This window comes from Streptomyces sp. NPDC058464 (assembly GCF_042721035.1).
In the GTDB taxonomy this organism is placed as follows: Bacteria; Actinomycetota; Actinomycetes; order Streptomycetales; family Streptomycetaceae; genus Streptomyces.
On record NZ_JBHXMA010000031.1, the window covers coordinates 19,957 to 33,497 of the forward strand.

At 72.3% G+C, this 13,541-nt stretch carries 14 protein-coding genes and 1 tRNA gene; 5 read left to right on the top strand and 10 right to left on the bottom strand.

Going from position 1 to position 13,541, the window contains the following annotated elements; translation table 11 throughout:
- The 3 genes from ACFWPQ_RS34455 to ACFWPQ_RS34465 all read right to left on the bottom strand — a co-directional run bounded on the left by ACFWPQ_RS34455 (position 1) and on the right by ACFWPQ_RS34465 (position 2,158).
- Complete coding sequence (locus ACFWPQ_RS34455; protein ID WP_384043581.1) at positions 1-816, bottom strand: SCO1664 family protein; 816 nt, start codon at positions 814-816, stop codon at positions 1-3.
- Entirely contained in the window at positions 780-1,370 is a 591-nt protein-coding gene (locus ACFWPQ_RS34460; RefSeq protein ID WP_361293269.1) for a DUF3090 domain-containing protein, read from the bottom strand. Before ACFWPQ_RS34460 ends, ACFWPQ_RS34455 begins: the two co-directional genes overlap by 37 nt.
- Positions 1,371-1,471: 101 nt before the next feature.
- Positions 1,472-2,158: a histidine phosphatase family protein gene (locus ACFWPQ_RS34465; protein WP_384043585.1), complete on the bottom strand. Its 687-nt coding sequence runs from the start codon at positions 2,156-2,158 to the stop codon at positions 1,472-1,474.
- A gap of 62 nt (positions 2,159-2,220) precedes the next feature.
- Here ACFWPQ_RS34465 and corA point away from each other — a divergent pair, with 62 nt between their 5' ends.
- On the top strand, positions 2,221-3,222 hold the full coding sequence (gene corA / locus ACFWPQ_RS34470) for a magnesium/cobalt transporter CorA (RefSeq protein ID WP_384043589.1): 1,002 nt from the start codon (positions 2,221-2,223) through the stop codon (positions 3,220-3,222).
- A gap of 34 nt (positions 3,223-3,256) precedes the next feature.
- On the opposite strand, the gene ACFWPQ_RS34475 is transcribed toward corA, so the two are convergent.
- Positions 3,257-4,045: a ferritin-like domain-containing protein gene (locus ACFWPQ_RS34475; RefSeq protein ID WP_384043592.1), complete on the bottom strand. Its 789-nt coding sequence runs from the start codon at positions 4,043-4,045 to the stop codon at positions 3,257-3,259.
- 260 nt (positions 4,046-4,305) lie between these two features.
- The gene (locus ACFWPQ_RS34480) at positions 4,306-5,361 is read right to left on the bottom strand and encodes an LLM class F420-dependent oxidoreductase (protein ID WP_384043595.1); all 1,056 of its coding nucleotides are present in this window, start codon (positions 5,359-5,361) and stop codon (positions 4,306-4,308) included.
- A 247-nt stretch (positions 5,362-5,608) separates the two neighbouring features.
- Here ACFWPQ_RS34480 and ACFWPQ_RS34485 point away from each other — a divergent pair, with 247 nt between their 5' ends.
- On the top strand, positions 5,609-6,592 hold the full coding sequence (locus ACFWPQ_RS34485) for an aldo/keto reductase (protein WP_384043598.1): 984 nt from the start codon (positions 5,609-5,611) through the stop codon (positions 6,590-6,592).
- Positions 6,589-8,820 carry a helix-hairpin-helix domain-containing protein gene (locus ACFWPQ_RS34490; protein WP_384043601.1) on the top strand — a complete coding sequence of 744 codons (2,232 nt, stop codon included), beginning with the start codon at positions 6,589-6,591 and terminating at the stop codon, positions 8,818-8,820. The genes ACFWPQ_RS34485 and ACFWPQ_RS34490 overlap by 4 nt, the downstream gene beginning before the upstream one ends.
- A gap of 213 nt (positions 8,821-9,033) precedes the next feature.
- Here ACFWPQ_RS34490 and ACFWPQ_RS34495 read toward each other — a convergent pair whose 3' ends face one another.
- Positions 9,034-9,756, bottom strand: a complete 723-nt coding sequence (locus ACFWPQ_RS34495; RefSeq protein WP_384043603.1) for a hypothetical protein — start codon at positions 9,754-9,756, stop codon at positions 9,034-9,036.
- Positions 9,757-9,803: 47 nt separating this feature from the next.
- Here ACFWPQ_RS34495 and ACFWPQ_RS34500 point away from each other — a divergent pair, with 47 nt between their 5' ends.
- Entirely contained in the window at positions 9,804-9,992 is a 189-nt protein-coding gene (locus tag ACFWPQ_RS34500) for a DUF5703 family protein (RefSeq protein WP_067050609.1), read from the top strand.
- Between the two features lie 85 nt (positions 9,993-10,077).
- On the opposite strand, the gene ACFWPQ_RS34505 is transcribed toward ACFWPQ_RS34500, so the two are convergent.
- From ACFWPQ_RS34505 to ACFWPQ_RS34515, 3 genes are all read right to left on the bottom strand, one after another.
- The gene (locus ACFWPQ_RS34505) at positions 10,078-11,058 is read right to left on the bottom strand and encodes a chaplin family protein (RefSeq protein ID WP_384043606.1); all 981 of its coding nucleotides are present in this window, start codon (positions 11,056-11,058) and stop codon (positions 10,078-10,080) included.
- A gap of 136 nt (positions 11,059-11,194) precedes the next feature.
- Positions 11,195-11,428, bottom strand: a complete 234-nt coding sequence (gene chpH / locus ACFWPQ_RS34510; protein WP_123978334.1) for a chaplin ChpH — start codon at positions 11,426-11,428, stop codon at positions 11,195-11,197.
- Positions 11,429-11,601: 173 nt separating this feature from the next.
- Positions 11,602-12,927 carry a M20/M25/M40 family metallo-hydrolase gene (locus tag ACFWPQ_RS34515; protein ID WP_384043609.1) on the bottom strand — a complete coding sequence of 442 codons (1,326 nt, stop codon included), beginning with the start codon at positions 12,925-12,927 and terminating at the stop codon, positions 11,602-11,604.
- 211 nt (positions 12,928-13,138) lie between these two features.
- On the opposite strand from ACFWPQ_RS34515, the gene ACFWPQ_RS34520 reads away from it, so the two are divergent.
- Positions 13,139-13,226 (top strand) — tRNA-Leu (locus ACFWPQ_RS34520).
- A gap of 87 nt (positions 13,227-13,313) precedes the next feature.
- Here ACFWPQ_RS34520 and ACFWPQ_RS34525 read toward each other — a convergent pair.
- Entirely contained in the window at positions 13,314-13,541 is a 228-nt protein-coding gene (locus ACFWPQ_RS34525) for a DUF397 domain-containing protein (protein WP_384043612.1), read from the bottom strand.

Consider the following 13,541-nt stretch of genomic DNA (forward strand, 5'->3'; position numbering starts at 1 on the left):
CTATACGGGCGGCCAGGGGATGGCCGGCCACTCGCCGCTGGGTTCCGGGTGTTTTCCGGCGGTGAGCAATGTCTCCACCCGCGCCCGGGTGGCGTCCAGCTCGGCCGCGGTGATCAGTTCGGCCAGCCGGGTGCCCAGCGACCCGCCGAGGGCCCCGCGCAGCCCCGTGAGGACCTCGACGGCCTCGCCGGTCAGGTCCTCCCCCGCCCAGCCCCACAGCAGGGTGCGCAGCTTGTTGTCGACGTTGAAGGTGACGCCGTGGTCGATGCCGTAGAGCCGGCCGTCCGCGGTGGGCAGCAGGTGGCCGCCCTTGCGGTCGGCGTTGTTGATGACGGCGTCGAGGACGGCGAGCCGGCGCAGCCGTTCGTCGTCGGCGTGCACCAGCAGTGCCGTCCTGCCCTCGCCGACCTCGGCGAACCCGATCGCCTTCCAGCCGGGTTCCGGCTCCTCCGCGTCCACCAGGGCGAGCAGCTCGCTGCCCTCGGGGTCGACGTCGATCCACAGCTGGACCATGCCCTCGCCGTACGGCCCGTCGCGCAGCACGGTGGGCGGGACCAGGTCCCAGCCGGTGGCCGCGGCGACCTCGTAGGCGGCGACCTCGCGCTGCGCGAGGGTGCCGTCGGGAAAGTCCCACAGCGGGCGTTCCCCGGCGACCGGCTTGTAGACGCAGGACGCCTCCTGGCCGTCGTGGGCGACCGTGCAGAACAGCGCCGCGTTGGAGGCGTCGCGGATGCGGCCGCGCACCTTCAGCTCACCGTGGGCGAGCAGTTCGGCGGCGGTCACGCTCCGCGGCGGTATCCGTTCTGGCGCGGACATACGTGTCCTTCCGGGTCGAGCGGGAGGCTGCACAGCGGGCACGGCGGCCGCCCGGCGTTGACGACGTCGAGGGCGCGCTTGCAGAAGGCCCTGGCCTGCGCGCCGGTCAGCCGGACCCGCAGCATCGGGGGCCCGTTCTCCTCGTCCTGCAGGAGCCGCTCCTCGGCCTCGGCGAGATCCTCCTCGGAGTCGGCGTCCAGCTCCACGAGGGCCTGCGCCTCGACGATCATGCGCTCTTCCTCGCCGTCCCAGGCGAGTGCCATGGTGCCGACGCGGAACTCCTCCTCGATGGGGGTGTCGAGGGGGGCGCTGTCGCTGATCTCGTTGGGTGCGACGGCGGGCACGGCCGCGTTGCCGCCGCTGCGGCGCACGACCTCGTCGAGGAGTTCGTCCATGCGTTCGGCGAGCGCGGCGACCTGGGTCTTCTCCAGGGCCACGCTGGTCGTCCGGGGGCCGGCCGTGGCCTGGAGGAAGAACGTACGGCGTCCGGGCATCCCGACCGTGCCCGCGACGAAGCGGTCCGGCGGATCGTAGAGGAACACCTGACGGGACACGTCCTGTCTCCATGGGAATCGAGAGTGCGTGGGTTTCGGGAGGGCGACGACGCGACCGGGGGTCGCTTACGTGGATCGCTTCACCCTACTGCGGCTGACGATCACGGCGCGCCGGCGCCGCCACCGACCGGGGCGTCTTCCCCGGGAGGTTCCTCGCGGGGGGCAAGGGAGGCGAAATCGCCGGTGTCCCCGAGGCGAACGAGAAACGGCCTGAGGCGGGTGTAGCGGATCGCGGTGACGGAACACGGTTCGACGGAGATCCGCTGGAAGAGGTCGAGGTGCAGCCCGAGCGCGTCCGCGACCAGGGACTTGATGATGTCACCGTGCGAGCACATGAGATAGACGGCGTCCGAGCCGTGGTCGCGCTCCACGCGCGCGTTCCACTCGCGCACCGCCTCGGCGGCGCGGGTCTGCATGGCCCGCATGGACTCGCCGCCGGGGAACGCGGCCGCCGACGGGTGGGCCTGGACGACCTCCATCAGCGGCTCGTCCTTGAGCTCGGCGAGCTTGCGGCCCGACCAGTCGCCGTAGTGCGCCTCCCCGATCCGCTCGTCGGTGTGCGCGGTGAGCCCGGGGCGGGCGTCGAGCAGCGGGCGGAGCGTCTCCTGGCAGCGTTGCAGCGGGCTGGTGACGATCTCGGAGAGGGGCAGTCCGGCGAGCCGGCCGGGCAGCGCGGCGGCCTGGGCGGCCCCGCGCTCGTCGAGGGCGACGCCCGGCGTCCAGCCGGCCAGCACACCCGAGGTGTTGGCGGTGGACCGTCCGTGCCTTACGAGGATCAGCGTGGGCATGCGGCCCAGGGTAGGCGCACGCCGAAGTGCACAGGCGGGTGGGCGACGGGAGAATACGCTCCGTGATCGTCGATTGCGCCATCTACCGGGACGGGGAGCGGACGGAGACCCCGCAGGACTTCTCCGACGCCCTCGCGGAGGCACGCGCGCGTGGCGACAGCTTTCTGTGGATCGGCCTGTACGAGCCGACGGAACGCGAGTTCGACCTGGTCACCGACGAGTTCGGGCTGCATCCGCTGGCCGTGGAGGACGCCCTGACCGCCCACCAGCGGCCCAAGCTGGAGGTGTACGACGACTCGCTGTTCGTCGTCCTGAAGCCGGTGACGTACGAGCCGAAGAGCGACACGGTGACCTCCGGCGAGCTGATGATCTTCATCGGGGACTCCTTCGTGGTCACCGTGCGCCACGGGACGCCCTCGCCGCTCGGTGACATCCGGCGGCATCTGGAGGAGCAGCACGAGATGCTGAGGCACGGGCCGACGGGGGTGCTGTACTCGATCTCCGACGCGGTCGTGGACCACTACCTGGAGGTCTCGACCGAGCTGCAGAACGACCTGGAGGAGCTGGAGGCCGAGGTGTTCTCGCCGGGCGGCGGCTCCCGGAACACGGCGTCGCGGGTCTACACCTTCAAGCGGCAGATCCTGGAGTTCCGCCGGGCGACGGTGCCGCTGGCCCTGCCGATGACCAAACTGGCGGGGGTGGGTCCGTACGGCAGCGGTATGACGGTGCCCTTCGTGCACGAGTCGGCCCGCCCGTTCTTCCGGGACGTGAACGACCATCTGCTGCGGGTCAACGAGGGCGTGGAGGGGCTGGACCGGCTCGTGACGGACGTCCTCGGCGCCCATCTCGCGCAGATGAGCGTGCGGCAGAACGACGACATGCGGAAGATCTCCGCGTGGGCGGCCATGGCGGCGGTCCCCACGCTGATCGCGGGGATCTACGGCATGAACTTCGACCACATGCCCGAGCTGCACTGGATCTGGTCGTACCCGGCGGTGATCCTTTTCATGGCCTGCCTGGAGACGACTCTGTACCGGCTGTTCAAGCGCCGCGGGTGGATGTGAGCGGGCGCCGCGCGGCCGTCGGGCTTTCCGGGGCTCAGGCGAACTCGGGGGCGGGCGTCGCGGGGCCGCCCAGGGCGTTCCTGCGCTCCGGCATCCGCAGGGAGACCATCCGGCGCCAGCCCGCGGCGCGCTCGTAGGCGTAGACGGCGTGGATCCCGACCGCGAGCAGCGCGGACCTGGCCCTCGGCCAGCCGAGGATGCGGCCCATGCGGGCCATGACGGCGAGGCTGACGTCCCGGTAGATGCGGATCTCGGCGAGGGCGCAGGCGCGGAGGGTCCGCTGGATGGCGCGGCCGTGCCCGGCGGCGGCGAAGCGCAGCAGTTCCTCGTGGCAGTAGGCGAGGTGGTTGTCCTCGTCACCGGAGATCATGCGCACCGCGCGGCCGACGTCCGGGTGATCGCCGAAGTACCGGCGCAGCAGCTCCATCTGCTCGGAGGCGCGCTGCTCGGTGACCCGGCTGTGGGCGAGGTAGGTGACGATGTCCGGCACGGTGAGCGGCCGGTCGGCGCGGAGCCGGTCGTGGGCGAGCCCGATGCCGTGCCGTTCCAGGATCATCGTGTAGTCGGTGTCGGCCGGCACCGGGACGGGTGTCAGCCCGCGCTTCCTCAGCAGGGCGTGGAAGATGCGCCCGTGCTTGTCCTCGTCGGCGCCGTGGCGGGTGATCTTGGGGGCGAGGCCGCGTTCGCTCGGCGGTACCAGCGCGGCGATCCGTCCGTTCTCCCAGCCGCCCTGGGACTCGCCGCTGGCCGCGATGGAGCAGAAGAGCCGGAAGGACTCGTCGTTGTCGAGGATCTCCTGGAACAGACTCCTGGCCGAAAGCATCGTGGGCACCTCTCTGGAGGACTCACCAAACCCGCAAAGAACGAGTCAAATGCCGCATCGGAGTCGCTGCAACAGGTGTGCTGGCGGACTCGGCCGAAAGGAGGAGTCCCGGGGTCACGCCAGAGGCGTAACCGCGCGGGCACCGGCGCGTTGTTCTGCGTGACGGCCGTGGCGGGGAAGACCCCCCGAGCCCCCACCACGGCCGCGGACTTCTCTCACCTCTCAGGTGGTCGCTTCTCAGGTGGTCACCTCACAGGTGGTCACGCGAGCCCGGCGCGCTCCAGGGCCTCGGCGCCGGCCCGCAGCGAGGCGAGCCGCTCGTCCAGGGCGAAGCCGGCGGGCGCCAGGGAGAGGGTGGTGACCCCGGCGGCCGCGTAGGCCTTCATCCGGTCGGCGATCCGGTCCACGGAGCCGAGCAGCGTGGTCTGGTCGATCAGCTCCTGCGGTACGGCGGCGGCTGCCCCGTTCTTGTCCCCGGACAGGTACTTGTCCTGGATCTCGGCGGCCTCGCGCTCGTAGCCCATCCGCCGGGCGAGCTGGTTGTAGAAGTTCTGCTTGCGGCTGCCCATGCCGCCGACGTACAGCGCGGTGTAGGGCCGGAAGGTGTCGGCGAGGGTGGCCACGTCCTTGTCGTCGCCGACGGCGAGCGGCAGCGTGGGGCAGATGTCGAACCCGTCGAGGGTCCTGCCCGCCTTCTCCCGGCCCGCACGCAGGTACTTCACGGCCGTCTCCTCCAGGTGCTCGGCGGAGGGGAAGATCAGCAGCGCGCCGTCGGCGATCTCGCCGGTCTGCTCCAGGTTCTTCGGGCCGATGGCGGCGATGTAGACCGGGATGTGCTCGCGCTCCGGGTGCACGGTCAGCTTGATCGGCTTGCCCGGGCCGCCCGGCAGCGGCAGCGTCCAGTGCTCGCCCTCGAACGACAGCCGTTCCCGGCTCATCGCCCGGCGCACGATCTCCACGTACTCGCGGGTGCGGGAGAGCGGCTTGTCGAACTTGACGCCGTACCAGCCCTCGGAAACCTGCGGTCCGGAGACGCCGAGGCCGAGCCGGAAGCGGCCGCCGGAGAGGGAGTCGAGGGTCGCGGCGGTCATCGCGGTCATCGCGGGCTGCCGGGCGGGGATCTGGAAGATGGCCGAGCCGACGTCGATGCGCTCGGTCTGGGCGGCGACCCAGCTGAGCACGGTGGCGGCGTCGGAGCCGTAGGCCTCGGCGGCCCAGCACACGGCGTACCCGAGCCGCTCGGCCTCCTGCGCCACGGCCAGATTGTCCCCGTCCATCCCGGCGCCCCAGTAGCCGAGGTTGATACCGAGCTGCATGGCCGTTCCCCTTACCGATCAGTAACGTCGCTGTTGCGGAGACCTTAGCGCGAGGCGCCCCGAAAGGAGCGCGGGGCGTTGTCGACATGCGGCTCCGCCGCGTGGGCGCGATCAGCCCCCCTCCGGCCGACAGCCCGCCGACTCCCGAAAGCCCCACGGCAAAGACGTCGGCTCCCCCCTTCTTCCATGGAAATCGGTTATCCACAGGCAACCCAACGCACCAGCTCTGGCCAGTAATCTCGCGGGCATGGAGCAGAGGCATCTCGGCCGAACCGGCCTGCGCGTGTCCCGGATCGGGCTCGGCACCCTCACCTGGGGCCGGGACGTCGACGAGCACGACGCCGCGGACATGCTGAAGGCGTTCTGGGAGGCCGGCGGCACCCTTGTCGACACCGCGGACGTGTACGGCGACGGAGAGGCCGAGTACCTGCTCGGGCAGCTCATAGAGGGGCTGGTGCCACGCCGGGACCTGGTCATCTCGACGAAGGCGGGCAGCGTGCCCGACCCCGACCGTCGTTTCGACGGCTCGCGCGGTCATCTGCTCGCCGCGCTGGACGCCTCCCTGGCCCGCCTCGGCACCGACTACGTCGACGTCTGGCACGTGCACGCCTACGACCCGGACACCCCGCTCGAGGAGACCCTGCAGGCCCTCGACCTGGCGGTGAGCAGCGGGCGCGCCCGCTACGCCGGGGTCTCCAACTTCTGCGGCTGGCAGCTGGCGAAGGCGGCGACCTGGCAGCTCGCGGCGCCGGGCACCCGCACCCGGCTGGCCAGCACGCAACTGGAGTACTCGCTGCTCCAACGGGGCGTCGAGCGCGAGGTGCTGCCCGCCGCCCTCGACCTGGGCATCGGCCTGCTGCCGTCCTCCCCGCTGGGCCGCGGTGTGCTGACCGCGAAGTACCGGCACGCCACTCCCCCGGACTCGCGCGGTGCCTCCGAGCATCTGGCGCCGTTCGTCGAGCCGTACCTCGACGACACCGCCACCCGGATCGTGGACGCGGTGCAGACGGCGGCGGACGGGCTCGCGGTCACCCCGCTCCAGGTGGCGCTCGCCTGGGTGCGGGACCGGCCGGGCGTGGCCGCGCCGATCGTCGGCGCGCGCAACGCGCAGCAGCTCGCGGGGGCACTGTCAGTGGAGGCGCTTAGTCTTCCTGACGAGATCTGCCGGGCGCTCGACGACGTGTCGGCGCCCGTGCACCGCTATCCCGATCACGACTGGAGCACGCTGTGAGCACGGAGCCGGGGCTGGGCGCCAAGCCCGAGGCCGACGAGGACACGACGGCTGTCGGAACCGGCGCGCCCGGGACCGACGGAGCGGACGGCGGCGACGACGACGCGGAGGCCACCGGATCCGGTGCGGGCGGCGGCGCCGGTGCGGCGGGCGCGGCGGGATCGGGAAGTGCCGTGCCGGACGCGGAGAGCGGCGAGGCCGCCGGTGGCGATGGCGCGACCCAGGTGTCCGAGGCCGCGGCCGAGTTGGCCGCCCAGCGGGTCGAGCGGGAGCGGATCGCGCAGCGGAAGGCCGAGAAGAAGGAGCCCATCGAGAGCGGGGCCAAGCTCAGCGGGACGGCCGCGGATCTGCTCGCGGCGATCCGGGCGGTGGAGAGCGGGGAGAAGCCTGCGGCCACCGTGTTCGCGGACCCCGGGGCGGCCCCGCGCCGGGCCCCGGCACCCGAGCCCGCCCGCAGGCCCGAGTCGGCGCCTGCCGCCTCCGCACCCGCCATGCCCGCCATGCCCGCCATGCCCGCCGCTCCCGCCGCGGAGGCGGTCGCCGCGGTACGCGCGGTGCTGGCCGGCGGTGGTGCGCCCGAGTCGCTCGCCCCCCAGGTCGCCGCGGCTCTGGGCGAGGGCGCGGACACGCTGCTGCGGGAGGACCCCTGGCAGCTGCTCCGGGTCACCGGTGTACGGCCGGACCAGGCCGACGGGTTCGCGCGGGCGTTGCTCGGCGCGGAGTGCGGTCCGGACGACGAGCGGCGTGGCCGGGCGGTCACCGGCTGGCTCCTCGAGCAGGCCGCCGTGGCTGGGCACACCGCGCTGGAGATGCCGGCGCTGACCGCCGCGCTGGCCCAGCGGGCGGTGTCCGACCCGGAGGATGCCGTGCAGAGCGCGCTCGCGGAGGGCGAGGCGCTGGTCTTCCAGGACGCCCTGGATCCGGGCGCCCCGGAGCCCGAGGACGACGAGGCGGAGCGGCCGGTGCGGGTCCTGGTCGGCCTGGAGCGGTACGCACTGGCCGAGGAGAGCCTCGCCGACGGGCTGGCCCGGCTGGTCAACTCCCTGGCCAAGGACGCCTCGGAGCCCTGGGAGGCGGCCGCGGCGGCGGCCTCCGGCGGTGCGGCCGAGCTGGCGCGGGCGGTCGCCGGGCACGGCCTGGTGCTGCACACGGGCGGCGAGGCGGCCCGCGCCGAACCCGCGGCCCTGCTGGCCGCCGCCCGCACGGCCGGACTGCGCGCCTTCGCGGCCGCCCACACCCCCGACGGCAGCCGGCGCCTCACGGTAGGCGAAGAAGCCGCCGGCACCGTCGCCGACCTGCTCACCGGCGCCACGGGCCCCGGCCGGGACGCGGACGGCGCCCTCGATCTCGACCTGCTGATCGTGCTGGACGCACCCCAGCTGGACGTGGAGGACGCGGCCATGCTCGTGGAGGCGCTGCCCGACGGGGCCCGGCTGGTGCTGAGCGGGGATCCGGCGACGCTGTGGTCCGCGGGTCCCGGGCGGGTCTTCGCCGACCTGCTGGCGGCCCGCGTGTGCCCGCAGATCGCCTCCCGCACGCCCGACCCCGGCCCGCTCGGCGAACTGGTCTCCGGGATCGGCGTCGGCGAGCTCACCCAGGTCGAGGCGCCCGGCAAGGAGGTCGTGATCGTGCCGGTGCGGGACGCGGGCGAGGCGGTGCACCGGACCGTGCAGCTGGTCGCCGACTCCGTTCCGCGCGCGATCGGCGTCCCCGCCGAGCAGACCGTGGTGATCACCCCCGGCCACGGCGGAGCGGCCGGCACCCGCGCCCTCAACGCCGCCCTCAAGGAACGGCTCAATCCGGGCCCCGGCCGCTTCGGCGGCTTCGACCCCGGTGACCGGATCGCCTACTCCCCCGCGCCGGGCCGTACGGTGCCCGGCCAGGTGGTGAAGGCCGACGCCGATGGGCTGCACCTGTCGTGCGCGGGTGTGCCGGTGGTCGTACCGAAGGAGCGGGTGGAGCAGTCCGTCCGCCACGGCTGGGCCCTGACCGCCCACCAGGCGGCGGGGAGCCGCTGGCCGGCGGCGGTCGTGGTACTGCCCGGGGACGCCGTCCAGGCTCTGAGCCGCCCCTGGGTGTACACGGCGTTCAGCCGGGCGGAGCGCCACCTGTCGGTGGTGCACGGCGTGGAACAGGCCCTGGCGAAGGCGGTGGCCGAGTCCCTGCCGAAGCCGCGGACGACCCGCCTGCCGCTGCTGCTGAAGACGCAGGTCCCCGCGGCGAACTGACCGGTGCCGCCGGCGGCACGGTCCGGGCACGAGCCGCCCCTGGCCGCGCGATCCCCGTCCCGCCGTCGGGCTTGTTCCCGTCCCCCGGCCGGATGTCGTTCCCGCCGCCACGGCGACCAGCCGCAACGGCACCGGCCGGCGGTACCCGTCCGGCCTCAACCTCCGGAAGGCACCGCCGGCCGGGGGTTGAGGCCGATCAGCGCTCGGCGTTCATCAGCGCTCGGCGTCCAACGGCTCCAGGTCCTCGTCCTCGTCCAGGTCGAGGTCGTCGTCCAGCTCGTCGGCGCGCCGGGTGTCCTCGCCGTCCTCCGCTTCCTCGCCGTCCTCGTCGTCGAAGACCGCGCTGACGTCGAAGCGGCACACCACCCGCTGCGGATCGACGCTCTCGAAGGGCAGCTCCAGCCACTCGCCCGGCTCGGCCTGCTCGTCCGCCGCGGTCACCCACAGCGTGGAGTCGCCCTCCTCCAGGCCGAACTCCTTGTGCCGGGAGGCGATCTCGTCCGGCTCGAACTCGCCGAACAGGATTCCCAGCGCCCCGTGGATCGTGCCGGCGGCGTCCTCGTCCGCGCCGGGGCCGTCGTCGTACTCCGCGGCCTCGACCCGCTGGGCCTGGGCCAGCAGCCGCTGTGGTTCCGCCACGGCGTAGTCGCGGCGGATCAGCACGCTGATCGCGTTCGGTTCCTCGGGGCCCGCGTACGGTGGCAGCGAGTCGTCCGTACCGGGGATCTCGAAGGGCGTGACCTCGTCGTAGCGGTCGTAGAGAAGCTCGTCGTAGACCTCGGCGGCCGCGGCCAGCTGGTTGAACGCCTCGTAGACAGCCGGGTCGTCCTCCCCCGACCTGCGTTCGACCGCGGCCAGATGGCGGTCGAGCGCGGTCTTGACCGCCTCGGCGGCGGCGCGTACCTCGGCAGCGGTGGGCTGCACAGCATCAGACATAGTGCAGACGCTATCCGTACCGGGCACCAGCCCGCACAATAGATGCGATGCCGGAATACGAATTTGTCGACGTGTACGTACCTCGCGGGGTGTCCCGCAAGGAGGCGACACGCCTGCTGACGGACCATGCCGAGTACGGACACTGGGAGTTGGACCGACTGAGCCTCATGCGCGACGGCAGCCGCAAGGTGCGGTTGCGCCGACGGATCATCCGCCAGGTGCGTGCCACATGGTGAGACTGGCCGACTGACGGAAGGGGCCCCGCGTCGACGGGGCCCGTCCCGTTCCACGCACCGGTTCCGGTGCGTCACCGTCCGTGCACTACGCCGCGGCGCGCGCCCTGCGGTAGAGCACGGCGCCCGCGAGCAGCGCACCCGCGCCGGCCGGGAGCACGAGACCCAGCGGCATGTCACTGCCGGTGTGCGCGAGCTGCGCGGCGGCGACGGGCCGGCTCACCGAGGCGCTGCCCAGCGGGTCGACGAGGGTGGACCCGTGGGCACCGGTCGGGACGGTCGTGTTCCCGGAGTGAGCGGGGGGCGTGCCCAGGTGCCCGCCGGGAGTGCCAGGGTGTCCCGGACTCCCCGGAGTCCCCGGGTTCCCCGGCTGGCCGGGGTGGCCCGGCTGACCCGGCGTTCCGGGGTTCCCCGGTGTTCCGGGCGGCGTGCTCCCGTGCCCGCCGTGCCCGGGAGGCGTGCCGTGCCCGCCGTGGCCGGGCGGCTGCGTGGGGTGACCACCGCCGGGGTGCCCGGGGTGGCCCGGGTGTCCCGGGTGCCCGGGATACCCCGGGTGCCCGATGTGTCCGGAACCCCCGCCGTTGGCGCACTCGTTGCCCACGGCGGTGTTGCCGACGCCGATGACGTTGACGCTGTTGCCGCACACGTTGACCGGAACGTCGACCGGCGCCTGCACGGTGTTGCCCGAGCCGACACCGGGCGAACCCGCGGTGTGGCCCCCGGCGTGCGAACCACCGTGGCCGCTGTGACCGCCGTGGCTGCCATGGCCTCCGTGGCTGCCGTGACCTCCGCTGTTGCCGTAACCCGTCGAAGCACCGCCCCCGCCGCCGTGGTTGGCGCACTTGTTGCCCATCGCCGGGTTGAGGGCGCCGACGACGTTACCGGTGTTGCCGCAGACGTTCACCGGCACGTGCACCGGCGCCTGCACCGTGTTGCCCGACAGCACGCCGGGCGAGTCGGTGGCGGAGCCGACGGCCCCCGAGTCGGCGTGGGCGTAACCGCCCGCCGCGGCGATCACGCCGGTCGCCGCGGCCACTGTCATAAGACCCTTGCGGGTGCCCTGTCGCATTTTCTGAATTCCCCCCTGCCTTCGATCCTGACCTTGCATTCACCGCAGGGAAATACCTGCGGAAAAACCGGCGGCCCCCGGAGCGCATGGCGCGCGCTCGGGGGCCGACGGAAAGACGCCCCTCAGGGAGTCGGCGTCACTTGTTGATGCAGGTGTTGCCGAAGGCGGGGTTCAGCAGCCCGATCACGGAGATCGTGTTGCCGCAGACGTTCACCGGGACGTGCACGGGAACCTGGATCACGTTGCCGGAGACGACACCCGGGGAACCCACGGCAGCGCCCTGGGCACCCGAGTCGGCGACGGCCAGGCCCGCACCCGCGAGAACCAGACCACCAGTGGCAGCCGCAGCAGCGACGACCTTCTTGAGCATTATTCCTCCTTGTTGGCAATGCGATTCCAAGTAGCGGATCGCATCTGGAGTAACGAGGAGGGAGTAATGGAGCTACGAGCTTATCGTCGCATTCACTCTTCTCAGTCGACTTCGCACAGCCGCCCGATTACCTGAAGCCATTGCTTCACGACGCGTGCTTCACGACACGTGTTTTACGACGCGTCGATGAAACGGTCGAGCACGCGCACGCCGAACTGCAGCCCGTCCACCGGCACCCGCTCGTCCACGCCGTGGAACATGCCCGCGAAGTCCAGCTCCGGCGGCAGCTTGAGCGGCGCGAAGCCGAAGCCGCGGATGCCGAGGTCGTCGAAGGACTTGGCGTCGGTGCCGCCGGAGAGCATGTAGGGGATCGCCTTGGCGGTCGGGTCCTCGGCGAGCAGCGAGGACTGCATGGCCTCCACCAGGGCGCCGTCGAAGCTGGTCTCCAGCGCCTTGTCGGAGTGCACGTCCGCGCGGACCACGTTCGGGCCGAGGATCCGGTCGAGGTCGGCGAGGAACTCCTCCTCGTGCCCGGGCAGGAAGCGGCCGTCCACGTGCGCGGTGGCCTCGCCGGGGATGACGTTGACCTTGTAACCGGCGTTCAGCTGGGTCGGGTTGGCGGTGTTGCTGAGGGTCGCGCCGATCAGCTTGGCGATGCCGCCGAGCCGGGCCAGCGTCGACTCCATGTCCTCCGGGTCCAGCTCGGTGCCGAGCGCGTCGCCCAGTTCGTCGAGGAAGGCCCGGGTGGTCTTGGTGACCCGCACCGGGAACTTGTGCCGCCCGAGCCGGGCGACGGCCTCGGACAGCTCGGTGATCGCGTTGTCGCGGTGGATCATCGAGCCGTGCCCGGCGGTGCCGGCCACCTTCAGCTTCATCCAGTGCATGCCCTTCTCGGCCGTCTGGATGAGGTAGAGCCGCCGCTGCTCGTTCACCGTGAAGGAGAAGCCGCCGACCTCGCTGATCGCCTCGGTGACCCCCTCGAAGAGGTCCGGGTGGTTGTCGACCAGGTGCCGGGCCCCCCAGGTGCCGCCGGCCTCCTCGTCGGCGAGGAAGGCCAGCACGATGTCCCGGGGCGGCTTGCGGCCGCTGCGCAGCCGGTCCCGTACGACCGCCAGGGTCATGGCGTCCATGTCCTTCATGTCGACGGCGCCCCGGCCCCACACGCACCCGTCCGCGACCTCGCCGGAGAAGGGGTGGTGGGTCCAGTCGTCGGCGTTGGCCGGTACGACGTCGAGGTGGCCGTGGATGAGGAGGGCGGGCCTGGACGGGTCCGCGCCCTCGATGCGGGCCACCGTCGAGGCGCGGCCGGGGTGGGACTCGAAGATCTCGGGATCGAGGCCGACCTCGGCGAGCTTCTCGGCGACCCACTCGGCCGCCTTGCGCTCGCCGGGACCGGAGTGGTCGCCGTAGTTGCTGGTGTCGAACCGGATCAGCTCGCGGCAGAGGTCGACGACCTCGTCCTCACCGGTGACGCCCCTGGCCGTGTCCGTCTCGCTCACGCTGCTTCCTTCCGCTGTCACTGCCGCCCGGTCCCCGCCATCCTCCCTCCCTTCCCGCTCGGGGCCCAAGGCCGGTCCCGGCCCGTCACACGCCGTTCACGCCCGCGGGCCCGGAAACAGGGTGTGATCGACCGCCCCCGAAAGCCTGGTAGTGTTTCCTTCGTCGCCGCGAGGGAAACCCGCATGGAAGACTTCGCACGACAGACACCTTGTCCGGGTGGCGGAATGGCAGACGCGCTAGCTTGAGGTGCTAGTGCCCTTTATCGGGCGTGGGGGTTCAAGTCCCCCCTCGGACACCATGAAGAAACCCCTGCTGAGCAGGGGTTTCTTGGTTTTTCTGGGCAGGGGGTGCCGTCGGCGACCACCTTCCGGTGGGCGCCGCTCTCTCAGTCGAGGCCGGCTATTCGGCCGTCACCGTGGGCCACTGCGGAGGTGAACGCGCGGAGCGCGGTGCGGTCCAGCAGGAGCGCGGGCCCGTCGGGCCGCTTGCTGTCGCGGACGGCGACCGTCGCCTCGTCGACGATCCCGCATTCCACGCAGTCGGACTGTGATGCGGACGCCGAGGACTTCCACCAGGTCACCGGTAGAGCCGACGCGTCGTCAACGTGCTTCAT